Origin of the sequence: Streptomyces sp. NPDC096311, from assembly GCF_044763085.1 — a bacterium.
Classification (GTDB): Bacteria; Actinomycetota; Actinomycetes; order Streptomycetales; family Streptomycetaceae; genus Streptomyces.
The window spans coordinates 13,230-39,053 of record NZ_JBIWFN010000035.1 but is presented as its reverse complement, the minus strand read 5'-3'; the positions used below and the strand labels follow the sequence as shown (position 1 = coordinate 39,053).

Genomic DNA, 25,824 nt, shown 5'->3' with positions numbered 1-25,824 from the left:
TCATTTGTCACCGGCGGGTTGCACTACTTCCACCCAGCACCTATTTCGGCAAAGTCAGCGACCGGGTGAACTACTTCTGGGACCTGGCGAGCGGGCCGGCAGGTTGAGCGGGGGCTCGCCGTGGGCGGTCCGGGTGTCGGAGTGCCGAGCGGTGGCGGTACTTCGCGCTGCCCGGCCAGCGTATTCTCTGGGCCCTGTCCCGCAGCACCATCGACCCAGTCGTGGCCATCGGCTACCTGGGACTCGACCTGACTCTGCTGCGGCGCGGAAGCGGACGTGGCTTCCTCCCACCGCAGTCAGCCGCTGCAGGTCGTACCGCCCTGTCGTGCTCCGTGTTCTCGGTCTGATCACCGCCTGGACGATGATCAGCGCCATACTGATGCTCGCTGCCTCTTTGTGGCTACGCAGGCGTACGAACGAGGACGGCTCACGACGGGAGCAGCAGGAACGACACGACAACCAGGAGAGCAGCGCCCCCACCAAGGCGCCCCTAGCACGGAGCCAGATATCGCCCATGCCCAGCAACACGCCCGGAGTGTCCCGGTCTCAGCGCACGACGATGACCGGCTTGGCCGCCGTGGCAGCGGTGATAGATCTGGGCGAGCTCTACTGGTTCGGCTGCACGGCACATTGGCTGGCCGTCCTGGCCCCAGCCGGGGCCGCGTTCGCCGCATCGGTGATCTGGCGCCGTACGCGTCCCCTGGTGGCACTCACCGGTGCATGTCTGGGATACCTGGACGAATACCTCTTCGGGGTGCTGCGTGCGGGCGCCGCCGGCTTCGTACTCAAACATGACCCGGCCACAACCCTCCTCGACGGCATCCGAGCGGTGGCCCGCGGAGAGGGCTTCGTGTCGCCAGGACCGACCCGAAGGCTGATCACCAGGGTCGCCAACGACGACACAGAGCCCGTGCGACTGCCGGACGACCTCACACCCCCCGGGAACGCGACGTGCTCAGTCTCCTCGGGCAAGCGATGAGCAACACGCAGATCGCCCGGAAACTGCACATCGAGGAGACCACGGTGAAGACCCACGTCCAGAGCGTGCTCACCAAACTGGGGGTGCGGACCCGCGTCCAGGCTGCGCTCCTGGCGAACCGGTCCGGGCTGGTCAGCGGGCCGACGGGGACGCGGAGAGGGTACTGACCTCGGCTGCTGGCGTGACGTCAGTCATGCAGGCGACCTGAGGTTCCCGCTGAACGCAGCAGGAACGTCGCATCCCGAGGAAGCCGAGAAGCCCCAGGAGGGCGACGATCGGCGGGTAGCACCGGCCGCGGCGCGCAACCTGCTGCGTGCCGAGCACCGGTCGACGCTATTCGATCTTTTCGCCGAGGTGACTACCGCCGGACTCGGGCGGCAGGCACGTGCTGAGTGGAGCGCCAGGTATGTGGCCTGGACCTCGCACACCGCCTCGATACGGGGCCGTAGAGGAGGCGGACGCAGGTCAGTCGAGTCGGCCCCTCGGCCACGCTCCCGCCCCGACGTCATGGGTGCCGGCGGGGCCACATCGACGACACCCCCCATTTCTTCTGGTGTCCCTGTGCGCACAACCGTGTCGACGCCATGCCTCTCTTGCGTGGGGGCGACACCCGGACTTCCGGGGGCCGCATGCCGCCCGCACCCGGTGGGCGGCGCACCGAAAGGGGCAGACGGCGACATGCCGAAGTGGAGAACGCACAGCAACCGGTACAGACCATCGCGCTTACGCACACACCCCCTCGTAGCCCTCACCGTCTCGCTCGCACTGCTGGCCGGGACCGCGGGGCCGGCGGCGGCTGTGGCCAAGGCGGAGCCGGCGGCCCAGAGGACCGCCCCGGTCGTGCTCGCCGAGTCAAGCCTCGCCCACTCCGCGCTGGTCACGCAGGCCAACGGAGACCTCACGTTCACCCTTGACACGGGCACTGCCTACGATCCTCAGGCTGTGCAGCGCCAGCTCGACGACGACGGAAGTCAGAGCCAGCTGAGCGACACGATCCGGCAGGTGATCGACCAGGATCTGGGCGACATCAACGACGACACGAAGTGGGTCGAATTCGACGGCGTGGTGAACACGGTCGGTACCACCGGCCTGTCCCTCACCGTCCCTGCCGCGGATGTGCAGACGACCGAGACGTGGAAGCAGTCCCTCATCGCGATGGCCGCGGGCTACCTGACGAAGCTCGCGATCACCACGGCCTGCTTCTTCGTCCTGCCCGAGGCCGCCCTCGCGTGCCCCGCGATCGGAAGGCTCACCGGCGCGCTGGTCAAGGGTCTGGCGACGCAATACTTCAACAATGAGCTCAAGGACCCGAAGGCCTATACCAAGACGTTTCTCGAAGCGCTCCGGACAACTGTAAAGGGGAGCGTGCGTGACAGTCTGCTCGCCTGGATGAAGCGTACGTACCCGGCCCAAATGGGCCTCATCGCCGCTTCGATCAACGACATGTTCTCTAGCTGGGCCCAGGCCGCGGGCGGGTGGATTGCCCAAATACTCCGAGACATGGCCGACTTGCTGCCCGACGGCATCGCCGAATGGGGGCCGCCGCCCACGACGACGGACACCCCCCAGTTGCGCGTCATGGTCGTGGGAGATTCCATGACCGAGGGGATGGAGGGCGACTGGACCTGGCGTTACCGGCTGTGGCAGTGGTTCCAGGACCAGCACGTCAATGTCGACTTCGTCGGCCCGTACAAGGGAACCAAGCAGCCCGACGCCGGCGGCCCACCCGCAGCGCCCCCGTTGCAGGGGGAGATCCAGAACCCGTCGGCCACTCCCCCGCCCGTCTCCGGCGCCTACGCACGGGGCGTGCCCCCGAACTTCGACAGTGACCACTTCGCCGTGTGGGGGCGCCAGGCCGCCCAGGACAAGTCCTTGATCGGGCCGATGGTCGCACAGTACAAACCCGACCTGATCCTGTTCGGCATAGGGTTCAACGACATGGGCTGGTTCGTCAGCGACGCGAACGGCACGCTGGACAGCATGAAGACCCTGGTCGACCAGGCCCGCGCGGCGAAGCCGGACGTCAAGATGGCCGTGGCGAACGTCCCGCAGCGCCTGTTCATCAACGGCCGCCAAGACCTGGTGGACAAGACCAACCAGTACAACGCCCTGCTCAAGGACGCGATTTCGACGTGGAGCACCTCCGCCTCCCCCGTGAAGCTGGTCGACTGGGCGGGCTCCTACAGCTGCAATCCGCAGGCGTGCCCCGCCGGATACGACGGGCTGCACCCCAACGCCACGGGTGAGTACCAGATCGCCTACGCCTACGCACGCACCCTCAACAAGGAGTTCGGCATCGGCTGGTCCACGCCGAGCGGCATCCCCTCGTTCCCCGGGCGGCCGGCTTCGCCGGTGTCGGGGCTGAAGGCGGAAGCCGTCCCCAGCGGTGTGAAGGTGAGCTGGGACCCGGTGTTCGGCGCCCGCGGATACACCGTGCGCTACCGGATGGTGGGCGCCACGGACTGGAGCGAGGTGGTGGTGCCGACCAACCGCTACGACACCACGTGGACCGAGGACGGCTGGACCTGGGAGTACCAGGTGCGCACCGACAACTACACCGACGGTGCGTCGGCGTGGTCCATGACCAGCGCGACCGCACACCCCGAGACCGCCGCCGCCCCGGGGAACATCGTCACCCGTGCGACCTCCACCGGCGTCGACGTGTCCTGGGACGCGGCGAAGGGTCCGCACACCGACAGCATCGACCGGTACGAGATCATCACCTGGGACAAGGACGTGCCCGGGGCGTACATCAGCAGCACGGCCGTCAGGGGCACGTCCGTGCACATCGACGGGCTCACGCCGAGCCATCATTACCTCGTCGCGGTGGCGACCTGGAACCGGGCGGGCGGTGGTATGCCGGGCGTGGCCCGGTCCGTGACCGTCGGCGCGGGGACGCCGGCCGTGCCGACCAACGTCACCATCAAGTCCATCGACGCCACGACCGTCCAGCTGGACTGGCAGGGTTCAACAGGCGCCGCCGGATACCGGGTGTGGACGCGGAACGTCAACGACCCCGGCCACACGTACACGGCGGACGAGTACGTCTCCGACACCCCTCAGCGCCAGATCGCCTTCTTGTTCCCGGGCAACTGGAACTTCGAGTTCTGCGTCAGCGCCACCAACGGCGCACTCGAATCCGACCGTTCCGCCTGTGTCTCCGTCCCCCTCCCGCCCCCTTCGACCGGCGGATCCCAACCTCCGCCGTCCACGAAGAGCCGTCAGTCGACAGCGCACCCGGTCGAGGCTCCTCTGCTCGATGAGGGCCGTCTGACCCAACGGCAAAGGGACTTGGCCGCCGCAGCCGCACCGCGCGGCTGAGTCGGACGGGCCTGCCGTAGCCGTACCCATGAGCCGACCCGGCTCGTGGGCACGGCACGGGTTCGGCCCGCCGCGGCCACCGGATCGGGCGCCCGCACATCGCCGCGAGCTCCCACCCCGAAGGTGCAGCATCGGCCATTCGGGCGTTCCGGTTGTGGTGGACGATGTCCGTTTCAGGGTGGCAAGCATGATCAGGTGCCGCGCACGCCGTACCGTCCCGTCGCCGCGGAGGGCACGTTACGCCCGCTCCCCCGGGTCCGCGCGGTGAGCGTCCCCGGCTGGTGGCGGTGGCTCGTACGGCAGCCCGAGGCGCCGGTGTCCCTGCGCCGGACGGTGTGGGCGGCGCTCGCGGCCCTCGACGGGTTCTCCCTGCTGAGGTACGGCTTCGAGCGCCCCGTCATGGCGTTGTACGCGCTGTTCGGCACGCTCCCGCTGGCTCAGTTCTCGAAGATCCCGGGTCGTGGATGGCGTCGCTCGCGCATCCTGCTCGCGGCCCTGCCGACCGGTCTGGTGCTCGTGGCCGCGGGCACCATGCTCGCCGCGCAGTCCTGGAGCGCGGCGGTCGGCATGTTCGTGCTCGCGTTCACCGTGTCCTTCCTCGGCGTGGGTGGCCCCGGCGTCGGGGAGTCAGGGCCCGCCGCCTGGCGCAGGCCGCCGCCCTCGCCCAGGAGGGCTGCTGGGACGGTGTCCTGCCCGAGGTCACCCTGCTGGCCCAATGGCCCCCTCGACACCATCCAGGACCTGCTGAACTGCTGGACCGGAACCTGCACCACCTGCCACCGACCCCTGCCCACAACATCAACCACCAGCCAGAACCCAAGAGCCAGAGCAACCTAACGGAGTCCTACTGGTCGATCCCGCGGTCCAGGACGCGGCGGGCCGCCTCGGCCTCTGCCGCGGGCGGCGACAACTCGTCGAGAGTGTCGAGCTCATCGTCCGCCTCCAATTCCCGTTCCCATGCCGCCGCAAGGCGTTCCTGCTCCTCGCGCGGCCTGGCGCCGACGACCTCCTGCTTCTTCGGGTCCAGGGCTGCCAGGAATCGTCCGACCGTATCCGTCGGCATAGGTGCTCCTCGTCTCCTGAAGGGGTGCCGCCCTGCACCAGCATGGCTGAAGCTCTCACGGCCGACCACCCGACACTACCGGGGAGCACTCTCTTGCCCTCTTGACCTGCTCCCGTCGGTCGGCCCAGGAGCGAGCAGCAGGCAGACGCCGACGGCGATGGACCGGCGAGGGCTGGCGCCGGGGTGGTGTGCGTCTCGTCGTCGGCCCTCCAGGTCCCGCTTCGTCATACGCAACGCCGGCGAGCGGATCACCCAGTCGGTCATCCAGGACCTCGCATACCTGGCCTTCCTGGCCAAGACGCTGTTCGGCACGACCGGGCCGCTCTTCGAGGTCGCGATCCTGCACCACACCCAGTGCGGGACCGGATTCCTCGCCGACCCGAAGTTCCTGCGCCGCGCCGCACAGGCGACCGGCATCGACGAATCGGCCCTGAGGGCGATCGAGGCCGCCGAACCGGACAGGACCCGTCCGGGAGGACGGGGCGCGCCTGCTCGCATCGCCGCTACTACCGCCCGGGATGTGCGCCTCCGGACATGTCTACGCCATCGAAACGGGGCGCGTGACGACGGTCATCGACGCACAGCACCCGCACCCGCACCCGCACCCGGCCACCACAGCCGGCGACCGCACGCCGTGACGAAGGGGGTTGAGGAACCCCCGTGTCAGATCGTGCGCTAAGACTTCGTCGGCCCTGGTGGACGGCTGACGGGGCGCCGGTCGCGGGGCCGGTCTGAAGTCGTCCGACGGATAACACCCCAATGTCTGCGGTAGCTTGATCAGTCACCTGCGGTGACGTTCTCCGCGCCGTACGTGAAGCGGCCCTGTTATCCGTGGCGAGGGGGAAGTGGTGCCCGCCGCCGTGCAACTGCCGGCCGGGAAGGCGTTGACCGTCCGCGCGGCGGCCGACGCCTTCCTCGACTCGCTCCGCAACCCGAACACGGTCCGAAGCTACTCGACCGGCGTCGGCAGGACCGGTGAGCGGATCGGGGAGGGCCGCCCGCTGGGGTCGGTCGCGGACGACGAGATCGGCGAGGCCCTGGAACTGCTGTGGGGCACCACGGCGGTCAACACCTGGAACGCCCGGCGGGCGGCGGTGCTGTCGTGGCTGGGCTGGTGCGAGTCGTACGGCTATGACGGCCCGGCTGTCCCGGCCTGGACGAAGCGGCTGGCGGTGCCGGACTCCGAGACCCCGGCCCGCTCGAAGATGGCCGTGGACCGGCTCATCGCGCGGCGCGAGGTGCACCAGCGGGGGAAGACGCTGTGGCGGATGCTCTACGAGACCGCCGCCCGCGCCGAGGAGGTCCTCGGCGTGAACATCGAGGACCTGGACCTCGCCGCGCGCCGCTGCCCGGTCAAGGCCAAGAGCGCGCGGAGCAAGGCCCGCCGCAGGAGTCAGGCGCGCGAGGACTTCGTGCGGGAGACCATGTACGGGGACGCCGGCACTGCCCGGCTCCTGCCCCGGCTGCTGAAGGGCCGCATCCGCGGGCCGGTGTTCGTCACCCACCGCCGCCCGGGGCCAGGGAAGGTTGTCAGCCCCCGTGACGTGTGCCCGGACACCGGGCTGGCCCGCCTGTCGTACGGGCAGGCCCGCGCGCTGCTCGACGAGCACACCGCGCTGCGCGGGCCGGGAACGGGCTGGAATCTGCACGAGTACCGTCACTCCGCCCTGACCCATCTCGGTGAACAGGGCGCGTCGCTGCTGATGCTGATGGCGACGTCACGGCACAAGAAGTCGGAGAATGTCCGCCGCTACTTCAAACCGTCCCCGGAGGCCATCGCCGAGCTCACCAGCTTGCTCGCCCCCGGCGACAGCCACCGGTGAACGTGCGGTGCTGCCGTGGCCGGTAGGTATCCGCGTCCATGCCGCCAACGGTCTGATGATGGTGGGCCGTGGTGGGACTGGGCCAGCTGCTAGAATGGATCCGTTGGCCTTCGGCGCCCCAACGGGTGTGTCCGGAGGCTTTTTTCATGCCTTCTGACACATCTGCGTCCAGCACGCTTCCCACCACCAGCTACCGTGGCCTGCTCCGCAACCGTGAGTTCGCCGGCCTGTATGCCAGCTTCACCCTGACGGTCGCCGCGAGCACCTTGTCCGGCTTCGCGCTCGGCACGCTGGTCAACCATCAGACCCGGTCCCCGTTCCTGACAGCCGTGAGCATGTACGGCGCCACGTTCGCGACGGTGCTCGGTGCGCTGACGCTGATGTCGGTCGCGGACGGAAGCCGCCCTCGCCGGACCCTCGTCGCGCTCCAGTGCGTCTCGCTCGTGGGTGTTGCCGCACAGGCGGTTCCGGGGCTGCCGCTCGCTGCCCGGTTCGGTCTGCTCCTTGTGCTGGGGTTCTTCCAATCCCTCGGAACCGGAACGCGGATGGGGCTGCTCGCCGAGGTGGTGCCGACCTCCACGTATGCACTGGCGCGTTCGCTGATGAACATCACCTCGGGTGGCATGGCCATCCTCGGCTACGCCATCGGCGCCGTCCTTCTGCGGTACCTGAGCCCGCAAGAGGTCTTCCTCACCGCGACAGCCCTGACCGGAGTTGGATTGATCATTGTGGCGGTGACTGTCCGGGAACGCTCGATCCGTCTGACCCGTCGCCCCGGACTGCGCCAGACCTGGACAACGAACATCGCGCTCTTCTCCCACTCCGGCCAACGCGCGCTGCTGCTGAACCTGTGGGTCCCCAACGGCCTGATCGTCGGCTGCGAGGCTCTGTTCATCTCCTACGCCCCCAATCATGCTGGCGCTTTCCTGGCCGCTGGATCGGCGGGCATGCTCCTCGGTGACCTGACTGTCGGGCGACTGCTCACCGCCGATCAGCGACGCCGCTATGCATTCGCCCTGCGACTGCTGCTCGCCATCCCTTACCTGCTGTTCGCCCTCCACCCGCCCATGCTGGTGGCGACAGCCGCGGTGTTCATCGCCAGTGCCGGGTTCGCCGCCACCCTGCCGCTCCAGGAGCAGCTTTTGGAGTTGACCCCGGATCCGGTCCGCGGTCAGGTCCAGGGAGTTGAGTCCGCCGGCCGGATGACGTGGCAGGGTATCGGAGCCGCAATCGCTGGCGGCGTTGCCCAGCACTTCAACCCCGGCACGGCCATCACTGCTGTGGCCGCGATCTCCGTCGCCATCACTGTCTTCTCCCGGCCCTTCGTGGTCCGGGCCCGAGCCGTCCGCGTCGAGACGGCCAACGCATGAGCCAGCCCGAGTTGGTAGCCGATTAGGAGTACCGGCCCAAGCATGTTTATGTGGTGGCGGACGAACGGGGAGAGGCGGGCCGCGTCCTCGTCGCGGACGTCGAAGCCGTCCGCGCGAAGCTGGGTGACGGTGGCGTCCATGTAGCGGGTGTTGAACAGCACGAGTGCGTTCAGCACCAGGCCCAGCGCCCCGATCTGGTCCTCCATTCCGTCCTGATAGCGCTGGTACAGCTGCCCCTGCTTCCCATGGAAGATCTTCCGGGCGAGCGCGTGGCGGCCCTCCTGGAGGTTGGCCTGCACCTTGCTCTGCCTGCGATAGCCGGGCTCATCGGCCAGGCGCAGGATGTGCAGGGTCTTCGCGATCCGCCCGTAGTGCGCGATCGCGTCGCCGAGCGGGGTCGGCCGTCCGTCGCGCGAGAGCATCCGGATGACGTCGTAGGCGCGGACGGCTCCGGTGTGGATGGAGCCGATGATCCGCAGGATGTCCTCCCAGTACCGCTCGATCCGGGCCAGGTCGATCCGGCCGCGGGCCGCGTCCTGGAAGGCGCCGTAGTCGGCGGTGCGGTCGATGCGCCACATCTTCTCGTCGGGCAGGTCCGCGAGCTGCGGGGCGTAGGCGAAACCCGGTCGGCGACCTCCCGGTAGGTGCCGTCCAGCAGCGCGGCCCGCCCCTTCAGGCGCCCGCCCGCCTCGCCGGGCAGGTTCAGCGAGGCCAGTACGGTCGGTCGGGCCTGCTGCCACGCCTCACCGGCCAGCAGCTTCGCCCGCGGGTCGCCCTACTTGGAGGAGTTCCTGGCGAACACCTGCTTGCTCCGCAGCATCCGGTGCAGCTGCTCCAGCACGCAGAACGTGTACGCCTTCCAGTCCACCGTGCCCGGCTCCAGGTGCGGGGCCGAGAGCACCAGGCGCCGCCACGAGCCGGTCAGCAGGCCGGTGTCGATCTCGGCCGGGCCGACCTTCTTGCGGCCCATCCCCTCCGGCAGCGACCGCAGCGCGTTCAGCACGGCCTCGCCCTCCGGCGTGGCGTCGAAGTCCACCAGGGTGACCAGCAGCCGCAGGAACGGGCGGACGGTGCCGAACCGGTCGACCAGCATGGCCCGCCATGCCTCGTCGGCGTCGGACTCCAGCGGCGGGGTCAGCTCGAACAGCGCGGCGATCGCCGCGGCCGGCTCGTGGCGGGGCACCACCTGCTCGATCTCCGCCCACATCGCCCCCAGGCTCGCCTTCTTCGGCGGGGCGATCTCCCCGGTGTCGGTGTCGACCTGCTCGGACGTGGTGTCGAACACGACCTGGAACGCGGTTGCCAGGTTCGCCGACGCCCGCTCGACGCGCGGCAGGGTCTTCAGCTTCTCCTTCGCGCTCTCGTGCTCCGCGCGGGCCAGCAGCTTCGTCGCGATCAGCACCCCCAGCAGGTCCAAAGCGTCGTCCACCGCCCGCGAGGTGAGGTACACCGTGGTGGCCAGCAGCGTCTCCAGTGCCGCGCGTCCGAGTGCCGGCGTAGCCGCGACGCCTTGCCGTCTACCCCGTACCGTGACAGCTCCGCAAGGCGCCGCGGCGGTATCCCCGACACGTCCAGGGCGCCTATCCCGAGCGCGGCGATCTCCTCGGCCCGCTCCAGGGCCCGCTTCATCTGCGGGCCCGAGATCCGCACCGGCCCGCGCCGCAGCCGTCCAGCTCCGAGACCCGCTCGCCGGGCAGCACCGTCAGCAGGGAGTCCAGCACCGCCCGCTCCCGACGCTCAGCATCCCGTGCAGGGTGTCCCACAGCCGCTGGTTCGCCGCCTCCCGCACCGAGCCCACCAGCCACGCCAGACGGCTCGCCCCCGGCAACAGCACCCGCCCCTCGCGCAGCCACCCCGCCGCCGCGTCGAACAACGCCTTCGGCCCGTCCCCCGTCGTCCACGCCCTCGCGTCCAGTCAGGCCACCAGCTCCTCGCGGACCTCGGCGAAGTCCCGCCAGCCCCCGGCCTCCTGGATCTCCCCGGCGTGCGTACGGGCCGTACCGTCCCGCCCACCAGACGACCCCCAGGGGGCGGATCACGGACAGCCCGGGGAACTGCCGAGCCTCCTGCACCATGCGACGCGGGACGAACGGGACGCAGCCGGTTGCGTACCCTGGCGGCATGCGCATGCGCCCCACTCTGAGCTGGACCCCCGGCGAAGACCTGCCCGCGGGCACCACGGATCTGCAGCCAGTCGCCGAGGCACTGAGCCGCGGCGGTGTGCTGGTGCTCAGCGGGGCCGGCATCTCCACGGAGTCGGGCATCCCCGACTACCGGGGCGAGGGCGGGAGCCTGAGCCGGCACACCCCTATGACCTACCAGGAATTCACCGCCGGCACGCAGGCCCGGCGCCGGTACTGGGCACGCAGCCACCTCGGCTGGCGCACCTTCGGCCGCGCCCGCCCCAATGCCGGACACCGGGCCGTGGCCGCCTTCGGGCGCCACGGCCTGCTCTCGGGTGTGATCACCCAGAACGTCGACAACCTGCACCAGGCCGCCGGCAGCGAGGGCGTCACCGAACTCCACGGAAGCCTGGACCGGGTCGTGTGCCTTTCCTGCGGCGCCCGCAGCCCGCGCCGCGCACTTGCCCGGCGGCTGGAGGCAGCCAACGCGGACTTCGAGCCGTTGGCCGCGGGAATCAACCCGGACGGTGACGCCGACCTCACCGACGAACAGGTCGGCGACTTCCGCGTACTGCCCTGCACGGTCTGCGGCGGCATCCTCAAACCGGACGTGGTGTTCTTCGGCGAAGCCGTCCCGCCGCAGCGGGTCGAACACTGCCGCACGCTGGTCCAGGAAGCGGCCTCACTGCTGGTCCTGGGCTCCTCGCTGACGGTGATGTCCGGGCTCCGGTTCGTCCGCCAGGCGGCCCAGGCCGGGAAACCCGTACTGATCGTCAACCGGGATGTGACCCGGGGCGACCGGCACGCCCTCACCCGCATCGCGCTCCCCCTGGGCACCGCCCTCACCAGCGTCGCCGGCCAACTGGGCATCACCGTCGACCACCAGACGGCGGCCTGACAAAGAGTGACGGCAGGGGGACGTCCTGCGCCGCCAGGAGCTGGCCCGGCAACCGGGCAAGCGCCCATTGCGGCCGTGCACCTGCGCCGGCACCCCGCGCGTCAACGCCCCCGCGGCCGACGGCGTCTCATCCCCGGCCCTCCCCGTCCCCGGGCTTCCACCCCCACACGGTGAGCATGCCGGCCGACAGCGCGGCGCACTCGACGGAACCCAGGTAACGCAGCGCCTCGTCGACGGCCGCGTCGTCGACGAGGCCGGTGGCGAGCATCGCCGCTCTGCTGCGCTCCCACGTGTCCGCCCAGAAACGGCTGATGGGACTGCCCGGCAGCAGCGGCGGCACCAGGACCTCGGCAGCAACGGACACCAGCCCCGCCGCACGCAGCAGCCGCGGATACGACGGCACCCAGGACACATCAGTGCCGATGGTGGCCCGCAGCCCCTGCCACATCGCCCGCATCGCCGCGCCATAGGGCGTACTGGGTGTCCGGTCCCCCGTCAGGTCGACCGCGTCACTGAGCACCAGCACACCACCCGGCTCGACCAGATCCGCCAACACTCCGATCACACGTTCGCGCTCGGGCAGATGCATCAGCACGAAACGCGCGTGCACGAGCCGGAACCGGCCCCTGACGGCGTCCGGGGCAGTGATGTCGGCCTCCAGCACCTCGAGCCCGGGCACCGGCCGCGCGCTGAGGAAACGCCCGTCGCGGTCCACCGCGAGCACGCCCGCAACCCCCGCCTCCTCCAGCAGCCGGCGGGAGACCGTGCCCGTGCCGGCCCCCACGTCCAGACAGCGCCACCCCGGGCCGACCCCCAGCGCCCGCAGCCGCGCCACGGTGAAGCCGTCGTAGGCAAGAGCACCGAAGTCGATGCGCTCGCCCTCGCCCGCCTGTTCCGGACGGAACACGGCCTCCCCGTAGCGGCCACCGCCCGGCTCATCCCCGCGCCCGGCGCCGCTCACGTCGCACTCCGCCCGGAGAGAAACTGCACCAGCGGGTCGGCGAACGCCTTCATGACCAGACCTCTTCACGGGATGGGGCAGTACAGGACGGCCCACACCGGGACCGCCCCACCGATAGTCCACCGGCAGCCGCCCGCGCCACCCAGGCGCGCCGCGCCTCAGCCGATCGGACCCACGGCACACCACACCGAGACACCCGAGCGCCGCCACCGGGTCAGGATGCACGCGTCGACGATCTTCGCGGCGCTCGGGACACGACAGGCGCCGAGCACCTACCCAGCCCCCTCACTCGCAGCATGTCCATCCAGTCGAAGAGAGCGCCCAGGAGGTGTCGGCGCCGCTGCTCCACCGCGTGGTACTGGCGGCCGATGTATTCCAAGGTTTCCCGATCCGGACCACCCAGCTCCCCCGCGGCCGCACAGACGCTCCGTGTCATTCGCTTCATCGCCTCAGTGAGGTCACGCAGACTTCGGGCCTCCGGTGACGCGCCTTCCCAGTAGCGCGTCTCGGGCGTGCCCCGCGGATGGACGAACTCGAGGCCATCGCGCTCGGCGTTGTCCGTGCCCTCTCTCACCTCCCGGTGCGCGGAACTCATCGCAGCCCTGAACTCCTTGGGGTCAACAGGCTCATCACGCAGCAGCGCCTCATCCGCGTCACCGGGGAGCAGCAGCACCTCGCGCCTCGCCCTGCGCAGGCTCATCCCGGTCGAACTCGGCTCCAGCGTCCGACCGTTGCTGCCGACGTCTGGTATCGCGATGCAGCAGCACAGGGGCCGCAATCGTTGCCCCAGCCCCCAGGACGACTCCCCCCAGGGCACCGGCCAGGCCGTAGACCGCCGCAAGACCTGTCACGCGGACAGGCTCCCACGGCAGCCACCGACTGTCAGGCGTTTCGATGGCGGGGATCACCTGGCCCCGGACGACGCGTTCGTATGCGTTGGCGTTCTGGTTCGTGGCCCGGCCCGCCACACGCCGCAGGTCATGAGCCGAGTCCAGAGCCGCCCAGGCCCGACCCGACCCGCGTCCCACCGTCGCCCCCTCCTCCACCTCCTCGGCCCCAGAACACGCCTCCGAGGAAAACCCCTGCGCCGACTGCCGCCCTCCGTCATACGCTGGCGCCCGCTGTCTGCCGAGGGAGGACACATGGGGATCCGAAGCCTGACCCGTACCGAAGCCGAGCGCCGGGCCGAGCTGTTGAGCATCGAGCGGTACGACGTGGACATTGATCTCACCGCGCTGCCCGCCGGGCCCGAGGTCCGCTGCGTCTCGACCGTGGCCTTCACCTGTCGCGAGCCGGGCGCGGAGAGCTTCGTGGACTGCGCGGCACAGGTACTCAGCGCCACGCTCAACGGCACCGCGCTCGCCCCGACCAGTGACGGCCGTATCCCGCTGCCCGCGCTGGCCGGACACAACGTGCTGCGCGTGGAGAGCGTCCAGGCCGACACGGCCACGGGCGAGGGCGTACACAAGGCCGTCGACCCCGCGGACGGCGAGGTCTATGTGTGGATGAGCTTCGAGCCGGACGAGGCCCGGTTCGTGTGGGCATGTTTCGACCAGCCCGATCTCAAGGCCCCGCACGCCTTCACGGTCACGGCCCCGTCCGCGTGGACTGTCACCAGCAACTCCGGGGAGGCGCGCATCGAGGAGCTGGGGAAAGCCCGCCGCTGGATCTTCCCCGACACCCCTGCCCTGGCCGTGTACAACACAGTCGTCAATGCGGGCCCCTTCCACGAGATCCGCCGTGAAACCGACGGCCACGACCTCGGCCTCTACGCCCGCCGCTCGCTCGCCGGCGTCCTCGACCGCGACGCCGACGAGATCTTCACCCTCACCCGCCAGGGCCTGGCCTTCTTCGGCGAGGCCTTCGCGATGCCGTTCCCGCAACGGAAGTACGACCAGGTGTTCATGCCTGAGTTCGGCGGAGCGATGGAGAACTACGGCTGCGTGACCTGGTCGGACGCCTTCCTGCGGCGAGCCGATCCGACGCCCGCCGAGCGGGAGCTGCTGGCCAAGGTGCTACTGCACGAGATGGCCCACATGTGGTTCGGCAACATCGTCACCATGCGCTGGTGGGACGACCTCTGGCTCAACGAGGCATTCGCGGAGTTCGCCTGCCATTGGGCCGCCGAACGCGCCACCCGCTACACCGACGCCTGGGCCGGCCACCTGGTAGGCGACAAACTCAAGGCCTATCTCGCCGACCAGGGCCCCGTCTCCCACCCCATCCACCAGCCCATCCACGACGTCGCCCAGGCCGCGTCGATCTTCGACAACATCACCTACCCCAAGGGCGCGTCCGTCCTGCAGCAGCTCATGACGTACGTCGGCGAAGAGCACTTCCGGGCCGGCATGGCCGCCTACTTCGCCCGCCACGCATGGGGGAACACCACCCTCCAGGACCTGATCGACGAGCTCTCGGAAGCCAGCGGGCGCGACCTCGACGCCTGGCGCTCGGCCTGGCTCGCGACGGCCGGCACCGACCGCTTCTCGCTGGAGCGCGACGGCGAACAGGTCACCCTGGTGGCCGCCGCGACCCCGCGCCCGCAGGTGCTGGCCGTGGGCGCCTACCGCCACAGCGGCCAGGCATGGGAGCGTACGGCGCTGGTGCGCATCGAGGTGACTGGCACCCGTACCGCCGTCGCCGGCCTGCCGCCCGCCGCGGACCTCCTGCTCATCAACGACGACGACCTCACCTTCGCCACCACCCGCCCCGACCCCTCCACCAGGGACGTCCTCTTCTCCCAGGCCGCACAGCTGCCCACCGCCATCTCCCGCGGCGTGGCCGCCGCCACCGTCTGGGACATGCTCACGACCGGCGAGGCCACGGCTGCCGAAGCCGGGCAGTGCCTCACCGAGATCCTCGCCGCCGAGACCTCGGACGCGGTGATCGAGCCATGGCTGACACTCGCAGCCGACATCGCCGAACTCTGGGCCCCGCCCGCCGAACGCCCCGCGCTCACCGCCGCGGTCGCGGCCGCCTGCCGGCGCCTCGCCGCCGATACCGGCCGCCGCCAGGTCGCGCTGCGCGGCCTGGCCCGTACCGCCACCACCCGCGACGACCTCGCCTGGCTGCGCGAACAGGCAGGCGACGACGTGGACCTGCACTGGCGCGCTCTCGTTCGCGAGGCGGAACTCGGCCCGGACGTCGCGCCCGAAGCCGCCCGCCTGCTCGCACGCGACCCGGACCCCGACGCCTGGATCCGTGCCCTCACCGTGCGCGCCGCGCTGCCGGACGCAGCCGCCAAGGCCGAGGTCTGGCAGAAGGTCACCGTCGACCGCGCCGTGCCCGTGCACGCGGTCGGCCAGGTGACAACGGCCTTCTGGCGTCCCGGCCAGGACACCCTCCTCGCCCCCTACGCCCAGCACTACCTGAACGCCATCCCCCAGCTCGACCAGGGCGGAATGATCCCCGCGATGGTCTACACCAGCCGTCTCTTCCCGCCGCACGCCATCGACGACTCCTACATCGAAACCGCCCAACAAGCCTGCGAGAATGCGGCCCCCGTGGTCCGCAAGACACTCCTCGAACGCTCGGACACGGTCCGGCGCATGCTCCGGTCCCGAACCCGCACCGCCTGACCAGGCCGCCGGACGAGCCTGCGCCCCGCCGTCGACGATGGCGGGGCGCAGACATTCATGAACTCCCGGTCCAGGCAGCTCAGTTGCCGTAGCCAACGACCGCGACGTCACCGGCAGCGTGATCATGGATGCGGCGCACGGTGCTGTTCCGCTGCTGCTGGGCGTTTCTGCCTGATCTTCACACCAGACGGACTTCGCTCACGAGAACCGGAGCAAACGGGCGGCCAAGTCCGCAGCTCAATGGACACGAGAGTGAGCATATGAGGCAAACAACTCAAGCGTGACGGCCGCGAGAGTTACTTACTGGCACAGAGTTTCTCCAAATGCCCACCCAGAGGGCGGTACGTGAGTTGATGTCCGTTTCGGCTTGGGTGCAGTTCGGGCTGAGTGACCGGTCGCGATGGCGTGCTTGAGGCACGTGGCACGGTAGCTGAGTTGGAGCTTTGGCCGTCCACCGGCTGTGCCGGACGCAGTCACTCGGTCGAAGCCACACCTTGCTTGATCGCGGCGTTCGCGTCGCTAACCCCGGGTGGTCATGTCTACGCTGGCGGCGTGACGTTGGTGTGGGTGACGGGCAATTCAGGGACTGGTAAGTCCACGGTCTGCGGGGCGTTGCGAGAGCGTGGCTACGTCGCACTCGACGCCGACGAGGACGGCTTCAGTTGCTGGATCGACCGAGCTGAGAACGAGGTCGTGATGGATCCTCCGTATCCGGTTCCCGGGGGCTGGCTCGATCGATATGGGTGGGCGATCGTCCGCGAGCGCATTGAGACCCTCGTCGAGGAGTCTCGTTTCCGCATCGCATTCTTGTGCGGGTCGGCGGAGAACGAGGCAGACGTCCGCGATCTCTTCGACCTCATCGTGTGCCTGGTGATCGACGACGACGCCCTTCGCCACCGACTCGCGACCCGCACTACGAACGCATTCGGTCAACATCCCGAAGAGCTCGCAGCGGCCCTGAAGTGGAATCCTCGGATGCGAGCGATCTACGAACGCCATGGCGCGACGATCATCGATGCTTCCAAGCCGGTGACCGAGGTGGTGGACAGCGTGATCGACGCAGTTCAGGAGCTGAGAGGCGGTGCGTGAGTCGATGTCCGTTCCACTCTTTCGGGAGGGGTGTGCGGGCTGGCCGCGGTGTCGCCAGGCGGTTACGGCCGCGGCTGCGTGAGCAAGCCCTGCCCTGCCCGGCCTCGGCCTCGGCCTCGGCCAGGATCCCGCGCTCGGCGAGCCGCTTGAGCTTCAGTCGGGTGTTGTTGACGTTGTTGGGCGCGATCTCCAGGTCCATCGCCTCGCACACCTGCCGTGCACGCAGAGGCGCGGCGGCCGCGGCGAACACCGCCATGATCTGCTGGTAGGCCGGATGGTCCGGCAGCTGCGGGGCCGGTGGCGCGGGCGGCTGCGGATCGGGCAGCACCAGCAGCGTCTTGCGGGTGATCCGGACCTCCTCGGCGGCCCGGCTGAGCTCATCCAGCTGTGCGGTCAGCTGCGCGATCTGCTCCCTCGTCGTCTCGGCCCGCGCGGCGATCTCCCCCTCCCGCTCCTTCAGCCGCGCCAGCACCGCCCCGAGGGTCAGCTCCCTGCCACTCATGTACTGCGCCAAGCCGCCGCGGTGGCCCCGGTCAGTCGCCGCAGTATCACCGCGGTCATCGCCCAGTACACCCGCGACTCCGAACTGCGCGGCAGGTGCTCGTAGTCGCGCACCAGCCTGCGGTGCAGCATCAAGATCCCGTAGGCGCGCTCCACGATCCACCGCTTGGGGATCGGCACGAACCCGGTCTGGGCCGGGTTGCGCTCGACGATCTCCACCTTGACGCCCACCTTCTCCCCGTGCGCGACAACGGCGTTCTTGAAGCCCTGGTCGACCAGGGTCTTCTGGACGGTGTCGGTGTCGGCGGTGACCTTGTCCCGCAGCGCGATGCCGGCGGCGTTGTCGTGCACCGACGCGGCGAGCACCACTACCGCGATCACCAGGCCCAGCACATCAACGGCCAGGCCGCGCTTGCGGCCCGGTACTTTCTTTGCCGCATCACACCCCGTCGACTCCGCGGGCACCCCGGCCGTCGCGTGCACGCTCTGAGTGTCGAGCACCACCAGGCTAGGGTCCGCCTTCCGCCGCGCCTTCTCCCGCACCTGCCAGCGCAGCAGGTCGTGGATGGCCTGGTCGGTGCCGTCGTCGCGCCACTTGGTGAAGTAGTACATCACCGCGCCGCGCGGCGGCAGGTCGTGCGCAAGCAGGTCCCACGGGCAGCCGGTGCGGCCCTGGTAGAGGAGCGCGTTGACGATCTCCGGCATCTCGTACCGGCCCTGGTGGCCGCTGACCGAGGGGTGTGGGCCTTCCCCGCGGCGATCACTGGCTCGACCAGCGCCCACTGCTCGTCGGACAAGTCGGTGTTGTAGGGCTTGCGCTCGCTCACGGTGCTCAGCCCAGCACGGCCGAGCCCGCCGACTGGCTGGGATGCCGCAGTCCCATACGTTCAGGTGACGGCAAATCACCTATCAAATCACATACCGCCCTCTAAAGGGTGTTGCAGACGGCTGAGATGATCTTTCGGGGCCGTTCCCGAGCTCCTGCGGTAGCGGGGCAAATCGATGCACAGACGGACAGTTGATCTCGACGGTGGTGGCTGGATCCGAGCCTGATCGTCGTTGTGCAACACCCTTTAGCGGCACACGCTTCCTCGGAAGGTTGCCGGACGGCTTACACGAAGGCGCTGTGCCCGGTGATGGACTTGCCGACGATAAGGGTGTTCATTTCGCGGGTGCCCTCGTAGGAGTAGAGGGCTTCGGCGTCGGCGAAGAACCGGGCGACGTCGTAGTCGAGGAGAATACCGTTGCCACCGAAGATCTCGCGGCTGAAGGCGACGACCTCCCGCATACGGGAGGTGACGAACGCCTTGGCGAGCGACGAGTGCTCATCGCGGAAGATGCCCTGGTCCTGCAGCCGGGCGAGGTGCACCAGCATGCCCCAGGAGGCGGTGATGTTGCCCAGGCTCTTCACCAACAGGTCTTGGACGATCTGGAACTTGGCGATCGGTCGGCCGAACTGCCGGCGCTCCTTGGCGTAGTCGAGCGCGAGTTCGTAGGCGCCGATCATGACGCCCAGGGCTTGCCAGGCGACTCCGCTGCGGGTGAAGCGCAGGATCTCCGTGACGTCCCGGAAGGAGTTGATCTTCTGGAGGCGGTTCGCCTCCGCCACGCGTACGTCGGTCAGGGTGATCTCGGCGTTCTCCACGATCCGCAGGGCTATCTTGCCCTCGATTTTCACCGGCTCGAAGCCGGGGGCGCCCTTCTCCACGACGAAGCCCTTGACCTGGTTGTCGTTGACGTCCCGCGCCCACACCACGACATAGTCGGCGAAGGTGGCGTTGCCGATCCACTTCTTGGCGCCGTTGAGGACCCAGGTGTCGCCCTCGCGCTTGGCGGTGGTGCGCATGCCGCCGGAGACGTCGGAGCCACCGAGCGGCTCGGTGAGGGCGAACGCGCCGATCTTCTCCATCGAGGCCATGGCGGGCAGCCATCGGTCGCGCTGCTCCTGGTCGCCGCCGTAGTAGATGGAGTAGAAGCCGAGCCCGGTGTGGACGCCGAAGAAGGTGGCGACCGAGGCGTCGACGCGGCTCATCTCCATGGCGAGCATGCCGCCGAGCAGGTGGCTGACGGCCGGCAGGTGCTCGCCGTAGCCCTCGTAGGACAGGGCGGCCAGTCCGCTGCCGCGGAACTTCTCGATCAGCTGCTTGGGGAACTCGCCCTTGCTCCAGTACTCGTTCACCAGCGGCTTGACCTCGTCGCGCAGGAAGGTGCGGGCCTTGAGCAGTATCTTGCGCTCGTCGTACGGGAGCAGCGCCTCGTAGAGGTAGAAGTCGGCGGCCAGCTGGTCGTCCAGCGGTGAGAGAGGGGTGGCGGTGGCGGTGGCGGTCATGTCAGTTCTCCTTCTGGTGTCGGACAGGGCGGAGGTCGTCCAGAGCGGGGATTCCCAGCAACTAGTTGACCGGCAAGTCACCTCCCTTGTGACGGCTGAGGCTGATCCTTTGGAGTGGACACCCTGACAATGGATCTTGATGGTCCGGGGAGGGATGCCCAGGTGGAACGCAGGTCTCCGTATCCGGAGGAGTTCAGGAGGCACTGCCCGAGCTCCGCGAGGCCGGCGGGAGTCCGGCTGAGGAACCGGCCCGGTTGCGGGCGAAGAACGCCCGGCTGCGGAAGCCGGAGAAGGAGCGGCACCTGGAGCGCGCAATCCTGCGCCGGGCGGCCGCCTGTTTCACCCGGGAGGTGAAGTAAGCCCCCGTCGCTGGGACTTCATCTCCGAGAACCGCGCCGCCTTCGGCGTGCAGCGGATCTGCCGGGTCCTGGGCATCTCCCGCTCCGGCTACCACCAGCACCGGACCACTGCGGACGCCCGCGCCGAACGACCCGTCGAGGAAGAGCGAACGGTGTCGGAGATTGATTTCGACCGAGTTCGGTGCTCCGGCCAAGGACAGCGCCGGCATGATCGCCATTCCGTGGCCTCCGCTTACCAAGGAGAGCACCGCTCCGTCGTCCTCCGCCTCGACGGTTGCCTTCGGGATCCCGTCCTGCGCAGCCCACCAGCCGCGGGTGTACGAGCCACAGTTCTCGGCCCAGTCGACCAGCGACAGCGAGCGCGGGGCGACATGCCCCGCCGCATGCACCAGCGCATACGGCTCTTCCAGGAACCCGCCGGCGACCAGACCGGGCGCAAGCGGCACGGAGCCGCCCAGTGCGGCGATGGCTATGCCGGCCTTCCCGTCGGCCACTTCGCCCGCAGTGCCGCGCCCCGCCTCGCGCACGATCCGCACCCGCGGCTCGATCCCGGGGTGCCGGGCGCGCAGCCGCTGCAGGACGGCCGGCAGCAGGTGCAGCGCCGGTGTGGCAGCTGTCCGATTCCGGGCGCATGGACACCCTCGACACCTCGGCGCAGCTCGCTGAGCTGCGTCAGCGCATCGACCACCTGCTGGACCGGCTCGCCTCGAACACCCGCCTGACCACTGACGGGCTCGGCACTCTCGACGTGGCCAAGGTGCCGTCCGGGTACGCGCTGCAACTGGCACCTGCTGCGCGGCATCGGGGGAATCGGTGAGCGAGGACTGGTCGCCATCGCGACGAGTGGCCTGTTCGGACGTATCGCCGTCTACGTGGCCAGTGGTCACGTGGTACAGATCCCCAATATCGCGTCATCGACGACCCACCACGTAAACCGCGACCTCGACTCCTTCAGCCGATGCGTCGCGGCCGTGATCGCACGCTTCCCGTTCTGTGCGGAGGACGACGAGGAGAGGTTCGAGGAGGTGGCGGAAGAACTGCGCGAGCTCATCTCCGGCATCGACGGGACCGCTCTCGCGGACAACGGATTCTGGGAGACCTTCTGCGACGGCGTGGCAATCGGAGACTATGTGGACTGGGATGGGTGATCCGGACCAGTTCCCCACGTTGGTCAGCCGTCCAGGCTCAGGCCGGTGGCAGTTATACAGCCGTCGACGAGGTCAGGGCGGTACTGGATCTTCTTGAGCCGACGTGTCACGGCTCTGGTGATCTCGCTGAGGCCTGCAGCGGCCAGGTTGCCCAGGTCGCGCTTCACCAGCGCCCAGATACCCTCGGTCGGATTGAGGTCAGGGGCGTAAGCCGGGAGCTGGAACACGGTCAGCCACGCGGCATTCGCCTCGATGAACTCCTTCGTGCCGACGGTCAGGTGGAGGCGGACGTTGTCCCTGCGTGCCGCCGGTCTCGGCGCCCTCGCGGACTGACGAACCTCGAAGTCGACCGCTGACGGATGTGGGCCGACGCCGTCCGGACGCTGACAGTCACTCAGCGAAGGTGAGTGAACGAAGGCCAGTGTCCAGCATGCGGATCAACTCACCAACCCGTCCGCCGCCACTTGGCGCTGCCGGGAAGCGTTTGAGCACGTCAACGACGACCGGTGTTGCACGATGCACCGTCTGCTCAAGGTGTTGGGCACCAACGCTCCGATCGTCTTCGGCGACGAGTTCTGCTGCTCTGGCCGCGTAAGCGCCCGCTCCGAGAATGTGCTTGACCTGGGTGGCCTTGGCCAGCGGATGCAGGTAGGCGGAGCCTGCGGCCGACATCGCTGCCCACGCCGCCTCGCGCGCAGCCGCAGTGTCCGCCCTCTTGGCCGCCTTGAGGGCCGCCGACGCTGTGTCGCGCAGAGATTGCCCACGTTCGCCGCCCCGAGCGAACTCACACGCGGCACGGACAGCGTCTCGAGGCCGCGAGTCGCCCGGCTGGTCGGCCTCGAATATCTCGAGCACCATCTCTGCACACGCTGCGGCGAACGCGGCGACCTCACGAAGGTCCTGCTTGCTCAGGACAATCTCGCTTGCTTCCCCTGCCATGGTTCCCTCTTTCACGATTGCGCTGGACAGCTGGGCGGTTGGGTTGGCTCCGGGCCGTCCATGCCGACTGGTTCCCAAGCAGACGGGATCGTAGAAGGCCGCCCGGCCACAGAGAGCAGGAACCGGTCAGCCGACCGCTCTGCCAGATGATCTACTCCGTAGACTGCCGCCCACGACCAGCCCGAGTACGCCGGTCGGTACGGCGAGAATCGTGCCGACCGAGAGTGCGCTGGCGATTCCCAGTCCGAGCAGACGCTTTGACGGCTTCCCGTTCATTTGAATCCTCTCGCAAGATGCTGATGTGGAGATGGTCTGATAGTGGTCATCGAACGGCAGGAGTTCGGCCAGGAAGGCCCGCCACACCTCGTCGCACTCCGGGCCCAGGTCGTGGTCAGCCGATAGAAGTTGATGAGGTAGGACAGCATTGCCCGTCCCCAGCACTGGCCGTTGTCCTGCCACTCCTTGAGGACCGCTCGCAGCTGTTCGGGGTCGAGGAACGCCGCGCAGGGCGGGATGGCACTGGCCGCGATGAACTGACCGGTGTCGAAGGAGCCCGCCTGCTGACGAGGCCGGCTTCTCCATGACGCCGCCGCACATCAGGACCTGGTCGCAACGCGGCCGCACCCCGGTGTTCCGGGACAGGGGCCACCGGAAGGCGTCTGGGCAGTGCGGTAGGGCAGGAGACGGACACGCCACCAGATATGGCACTGATTAGTTCAGTGCGCCACTGAACTAATCAGTGCCGTTCAACACTCTTCTTGAGGCGGCATGCGAACGTGTCAGATGTTTTTCCAGGAAGGTGATTTCCGCCTCGACGGCGTCCTCGTGCGCTTCGAGGAACGGGGCGTAATGCCGGCCCGTCAGGTGGACCACCTCGGACTCCGTTGTGTTTTGGGCCGCCTGGACGGCGGGTCCTGGAAGCGCGCTCTGGTCCTGGTCGCACACGACCACCAGCAGCGGGCACCGGATCCGGGAAGCATGGCGGCCGGGCCGGTACCCGCCGAGCCGCAGCACGATCCGGGCGGCGACCGTCTGCTCCCAGTCCGTGTAGCGGTGGCCGGGGTCCAGGGCCCGGTCGCCGTCCATGGCGTCGGGTGTGGTGAGCGAGGCGACCGTGCCGCGAGCTCCGGCGGTCGGGACCAGCAGCGGCGGCCGCCCGACGAGGCTGCCGAGCGCGTCCGCGACGCCTCGGCCGAAGAGCCTCAGGAGCGCGAGGGGAGTCATGCAGCGCACCGCGTGGGGAGCGACGGCGCGGCCGTCGACCAGGGGCGTCTGCGCGATCGCGGAGGCCAGTTGTGGGTTGTCGGCCGCGACACGGAAGACGTGGCCGCCTGCGAGCGAGAAGCCCCAGATCGAGATCCTGTCCGGGTCGACGTCGGGCAGACCGGCCGCGCACGCGATCGCGGCCTGCCAGTCGGCGATCTGCTCACCGAAGCGGACGACTTGGCGCGGCGCGCCGCCACTCTCGCCGAACCGTCGGTAGTCGAAAGCCAGGACGGCGAAGCCGGCGTCGTTGAACCGTGCAGCGAACAGGTCCGAGGCCGGTTCCTTCGTCACCGAGGTGCCTCCGGCCATGATCACGCAGCCGCCGTTGGACCCCGGGTAGTGCCAGGCGGCGCACGAGGTGTCACCGCTGGCGAAGCGTAGTTTTTCGCGTTGTCCGGACACAGGCACATGGACCTCCGTGGTGAATCCGTCGTTCTCCGAGTTCGGGGCTCTGGGGGTTTCGGAAAGTCGGGCGGCCCGGTGCGAGGCGTCGTTGCGTCGGGCCGCAGGCCCCTTCGCCGGGTCGCGGGTGACAGCCCAGATGGTGCGGGGCGGTCAGCCGATCAGGCCGGGGAAGCAGATGCGCGGATCGAGGATCATCGAGTGCTCCTTCCGTGGCTCGGGTCCGCTGACGCAGGTCGGGGACGGGTGGATGACATCCATTCTTGGGGCGCCGGTCCCCGGCGCAGGCTCCACACCACGGCGGAATGGGCGAAACTTGCCTTCATGGCGCGCGCATCGGCGGATTCCGTACTGAGCCTCGTAGACCAGCGGTTGGTGGCCACGCTGCAGTGCGACGGCCGCCTCACCGCGGAGCACGCGGCGCAGGTGCTGGGTCTCAACCCCGCCACCGTGCGCCGCCGGCTGCACGCGCTCGGCGCCGACGGCACCGTGCGCGTGGTGGTCTCCCCTGTCGCGCGGCCTCGTAACGGGGGCGCGGCCGGGGCCCTGTTCCTGCGCATCCGGGTACTCCGCGGAAAGCTCGACACGATCGTGGCCGCACTCGCGGCGCGCGAGGACATCCCGTTCATCGACGTCACCACCTCGGGTGATGAGATTTTCGCGGTCGCCCGCACCGAGCCAGGCTCGCGCGACCCGCTGGTCTTCCGTCAGCTGCCCTCCACTCAGGCGGTCACGTCACTGGAGAGCGCCACCATCCTGCACGTCTTCAGACTCACCTCCGAGTGGCGGCACCAGGTGCTGACCGCACCGGAACGCGCGGCCCTGACCCCGGCCGAGCCGGTCCCGGGGGCAGCGGCTTCCGATTCCCAGGGCCCGTACGGCGTCGACACCGATGCCCTGGAACAGTCCCTCATCGACGCCCTCACCCCGGACGCCCGCCTGACCGCCGCGACCCTGGCCGCCCGCACCGGACACCCCGAGAGCACGGTGCGCCGGCGCATCGCCCGATTGACCGCTCAGGGCCGCCTGATCACCCAGGTCCTCGTCGATCCCCGCCGACTCGGGCTGCCCATCGAGGCCAAACTCCTGCTGCACGTGGCCCCGGACTACCTGGCCGCCGCCGGGCAAGCGCTGGCCGATCATCCTGCCGTGCACGGCGCGTTCGCCACGTCGGGACCCTCGAACCTGCACGCGGCCGCGTACTTCCCAGACCTGACCGCCCTCTACGACTTGCTCTCCCGCGACCTGGCGGGCCTGGGAATCAGCCACGTCGAGACAGCCATCGTCAGCCGCGGCATCAAACGCACTCCCTCACCCGACGCTTCCCTGCCCGCCCTCGCAGTCGCCCAGCGTCGCCGGGCACGTGCGGGGCAGGGCGGAAGCTGAGACCGCCCACCCCGTGAACCGTCCCTTGCGATGTCTTCATTCGGCTCCCAGTACAACCAAGGAGGAACCGTGCTTGGAATCCCAGGAGTTGCCGTGCAGAAAAGTCAGGGGCCGGGCAGCCCCCAGGAGGCATCGACGACACGCGGCTGGGCCAACTTCACCGTGGCGCTGCTGTGGTGGGGGGGGGCCGGGCCCCCCCCCCCGGGGGCGGGGGCCCCCCCCCCCCCCCCCGGGGGGGGGGGGGCCGGCCGGGGGGGGGGGGGGGGGGGGGGGTGGGGGGACCAGCGGG

General features: G+C 69.4%; 21 protein-coding genes and 4 pseudogenes. 14 read left to right on the top strand and 11 right to left on the bottom strand.

From position 1 onward, the window contains the following. Window positions 1-325: 325 nt before the first annotated feature. The 4 genes from ACIRA5_RS49835 to ACIRA5_RS49820 all read left to right on the top strand — a co-directional run bounded on the left by ACIRA5_RS49835 (window position 326) and on the right by ACIRA5_RS49820 (window position 5,137). A complete protein-coding gene (locus tag ACIRA5_RS49835; RefSeq protein ID WP_403704215.1) occupies window positions 326-979 on the top strand; it encodes a hypothetical protein in 654 nt (217 codons plus the stop codon). Beyond that, window positions 976-1,146: a response regulator transcription factor gene (locus ACIRA5_RS49830; RefSeq protein WP_403704212.1), complete on the top strand. Its 171-nt coding sequence runs from the start codon at window positions 976-978 to the stop codon at window positions 1,144-1,146. Before ACIRA5_RS49835 ends, ACIRA5_RS49830 begins: the two co-directional genes overlap by 4 nt. 511 nt (window positions 1,147-1,657) lie before the next feature. Next, entirely contained in the window at window positions 1,658-4,300 is a 2,643-nt protein-coding gene (locus ACIRA5_RS49825; RefSeq protein ID WP_403704209.1) for a fibronectin type III domain-containing protein, read from the top strand. A 195-nt stretch (window positions 4,301-4,495) separates the two neighbouring features. Further along, entirely contained in the window at window positions 4,496-5,137 is a 642-nt protein-coding gene (locus ACIRA5_RS49820; RefSeq protein ID WP_403704206.1) for a hypothetical protein, read from the top strand. Window positions 5,138-5,144: 7 nt separating this feature from the next. On the opposite strand, the gene ACIRA5_RS49815 is transcribed toward ACIRA5_RS49820, so the two are convergent. Next, window positions 5,145-5,363, bottom strand: a complete 219-nt coding sequence (locus tag ACIRA5_RS49815) for a hypothetical protein (RefSeq protein ID WP_403704203.1) — start codon at window positions 5,361-5,363, stop codon at window positions 5,145-5,147. Between the two features lie 157 nt (window positions 5,364-5,520). Between ACIRA5_RS49815 and ACIRA5_RS49810 the strand changes: the two genes are divergently transcribed. The 3 genes from ACIRA5_RS49810 to ACIRA5_RS49800 all read left to right on the top strand — a co-directional run bounded on the left by ACIRA5_RS49810 (window position 5,521) and on the right by ACIRA5_RS49800 (window position 8,556). Next, window positions 5,521-6,042: a hypothetical protein gene (locus ACIRA5_RS49810; protein WP_403704201.1), complete on the top strand. Its 522-nt coding sequence runs from the start codon at window positions 5,521-5,523 to the stop codon at window positions 6,040-6,042. Window positions 6,043-6,211: 169 nt separating this feature from the next. Further along, window positions 6,212-7,186, top strand: a complete 975-nt coding sequence (locus ACIRA5_RS49805; protein ID WP_403704198.1) for a tyrosine-type recombinase/integrase — start codon at window positions 6,212-6,214, stop codon at window positions 7,184-7,186. 146 nt (window positions 7,187-7,332) lie between these two features. After that, on the top strand, window positions 7,333-8,556 hold the full coding sequence (locus ACIRA5_RS49800) for an MFS transporter (RefSeq protein WP_403704300.1): 1,224 nt from the start codon (window positions 7,333-7,335) through the stop codon (window positions 8,554-8,556). Between the two features lie 35 nt (window positions 8,557-8,591). Here the strand turns inward: ACIRA5_RS49800 and ACIRA5_RS49795 are convergent. Then, window positions 8,592-10,570, bottom strand: a pseudogene (locus ACIRA5_RS49795) (Tn3 family transposase); the annotation flags it as partial. A 107-nt stretch (window positions 10,571-10,677) separates the two neighbouring features. On the opposite strand from ACIRA5_RS49795, the gene ACIRA5_RS49790 reads away from it, so the two are divergent. Then, complete coding sequence (locus ACIRA5_RS49790) at window positions 10,678-11,577, top strand: NAD-dependent protein deacetylase (RefSeq protein ID WP_403704195.1); 900 nt, start codon at window positions 10,678-10,680, stop codon at window positions 11,575-11,577. A gap of 127 nt (window positions 11,578-11,704) precedes the next feature. Here the strand turns inward: ACIRA5_RS49790 and ACIRA5_RS49785 are convergent, their stop codons facing one another. Both ACIRA5_RS49785 and ACIRA5_RS49780 read right to left on the bottom strand, forming a co-directional pair. Next, window positions 11,705-12,538 (bottom strand): class I SAM-dependent methyltransferase, encoded by an 834-nt coding sequence (locus tag ACIRA5_RS49785; protein ID WP_403704192.1) that lies wholly within the window; start codon window positions 12,536-12,538, stop codon window positions 11,705-11,707. A 214-nt stretch (window positions 12,539-12,752) separates the two neighbouring features. Continuing rightward, complete coding sequence (locus tag ACIRA5_RS49780; protein WP_403704189.1) at window positions 12,753-13,211, bottom strand: hypothetical protein; 459 nt, start codon at window positions 13,209-13,211, stop codon at window positions 12,753-12,755. Between the two features lie 469 nt (window positions 13,212-13,680). Between ACIRA5_RS49780 and pepN the strand changes: the two genes are divergently transcribed. Both pepN and ACIRA5_RS49770 read left to right on the top strand, forming a co-directional pair. Beyond that, complete coding sequence (gene pepN / locus ACIRA5_RS49775) at window positions 13,681-16,116, top strand: aminopeptidase N (RefSeq protein WP_403704186.1); 2,436 nt, start codon at window positions 13,681-13,683, stop codon at window positions 16,114-16,116. A 552-nt stretch (window positions 16,117-16,668) separates the two neighbouring features. Beyond that, window positions 16,669-17,205 carry an AAA family ATPase gene (locus tag ACIRA5_RS49770; RefSeq protein WP_403704183.1) on the top strand — a complete coding sequence of 179 codons (537 nt, stop codon included), beginning with the start codon at window positions 16,669-16,671 and terminating at the stop codon, window positions 17,203-17,205. On the opposite strand, the gene ACIRA5_RS49765 is transcribed toward ACIRA5_RS49770, so the two are convergent. The 3 genes and pseudogenes from ACIRA5_RS49765 to ACIRA5_RS49755 all read right to left on the bottom strand — a co-directional run bounded on the left by ACIRA5_RS49765 (window position 17,126) and on the right by ACIRA5_RS49755 (window position 20,035). Beyond that, window positions 17,126-17,677, bottom strand: a complete 552-nt coding sequence (locus ACIRA5_RS49765) for a hypothetical protein (RefSeq protein WP_403704180.1) — start codon at window positions 17,675-17,677, stop codon at window positions 17,126-17,128. The genes ACIRA5_RS49770 and ACIRA5_RS49765 overlap by 80 nt on opposite strands. A 26-nt stretch (window positions 17,678-17,703) precedes the next feature. After that, window positions 17,704-18,533: pseudogene (locus ACIRA5_RS49760) on the bottom strand (IS5 family transposase). A gap of 284 nt (window positions 18,534-18,817) precedes the next feature. Further along, on the bottom strand, window positions 18,818-20,035 hold the full coding sequence (locus tag ACIRA5_RS49755) for an acyl-CoA dehydrogenase family protein (RefSeq protein WP_403704177.1): 1,218 nt from the start codon (window positions 20,033-20,035) through the stop codon (window positions 18,818-18,820). A 221-nt stretch (window positions 20,036-20,256) separates the two neighbouring features. Here ACIRA5_RS49755 and ACIRA5_RS49750 point away from each other — a divergent pair. Beyond that, a pseudogene (locus ACIRA5_RS49750) lies at window positions 20,257-20,558 on the top strand (IS3 family transposase); the annotation flags it as partial. Here ACIRA5_RS49750 and ACIRA5_RS49745 read toward each other — a convergent pair. Beyond that, a pseudogene (locus ACIRA5_RS49745) lies at window positions 20,559-20,996 on the bottom strand (LysR family transcriptional regulator substrate-binding protein); the annotation flags it as partial. Window positions 20,997-20,998: 2 nt separating this feature from the next. On the opposite strand from ACIRA5_RS49745, the gene ACIRA5_RS49740 reads away from it, so the two are divergent. Both ACIRA5_RS49740 and ACIRA5_RS49735 read left to right on the top strand, forming a co-directional pair. After that, window positions 20,999-21,211, top strand: a complete 213-nt coding sequence (locus tag ACIRA5_RS49740; RefSeq protein ID WP_403704306.1) for a hypothetical protein — start codon at window positions 20,999-21,001, stop codon at window positions 21,209-21,211. Further along, window positions 21,120-21,542, top strand: coding sequence for an SUKH-4 family immunity protein (locus tag ACIRA5_RS49735; protein WP_403704297.1), 423 nt, complete (start codon window positions 21,120-21,122; stop codon window positions 21,540-21,542). The genes ACIRA5_RS49740 and ACIRA5_RS49735 overlap by 92 nt, the downstream gene beginning before the upstream one ends. A 23-nt stretch (window positions 21,543-21,565) precedes the next feature. On the opposite strand, the gene ACIRA5_RS49730 is transcribed toward ACIRA5_RS49735, so the two are convergent. The 3 genes from ACIRA5_RS49730 to ACIRA5_RS49720 all read right to left on the bottom strand — a co-directional run bounded on the left by ACIRA5_RS49730 (window position 21,566) and on the right by ACIRA5_RS49720 (window position 24,149). Further along, window positions 21,566-21,940 (bottom strand): transposase, encoded by a 375-nt coding sequence (locus ACIRA5_RS49730; RefSeq protein ID WP_403704294.1) that lies wholly within the window; start codon window positions 21,938-21,940, stop codon window positions 21,566-21,568. After that, window positions 21,933-22,481 (bottom strand): putative immunity protein, encoded by a 549-nt coding sequence (locus ACIRA5_RS49725; RefSeq protein WP_403704175.1) that lies wholly within the window; start codon window positions 22,479-22,481, stop codon window positions 21,933-21,935. Before ACIRA5_RS49725 ends, ACIRA5_RS49730 begins: the two co-directional genes overlap by 8 nt. A gap of 732 nt (window positions 22,482-23,213) precedes the next feature. Beyond that, window positions 23,214-24,149: an alpha/beta hydrolase gene (locus tag ACIRA5_RS49720; RefSeq protein WP_403704172.1), complete on the bottom strand. Its 936-nt coding sequence runs from the start codon at window positions 24,147-24,149 to the stop codon at window positions 23,214-23,216. Window positions 24,150-24,473: 324 nt separating this feature from the next. Here ACIRA5_RS49720 and ACIRA5_RS49715 point away from each other — a divergent pair, with 324 nt between their 5' ends. Further along, complete coding sequence (locus ACIRA5_RS49715; RefSeq protein WP_403704167.1) at window positions 24,474-25,535, top strand: Lrp/AsnC family transcriptional regulator; 1,062 nt, start codon at window positions 24,474-24,476, stop codon at window positions 25,533-25,535. The last annotated feature ends 289 nt before the right edge of the window (window positions 25,536-25,824 follow it).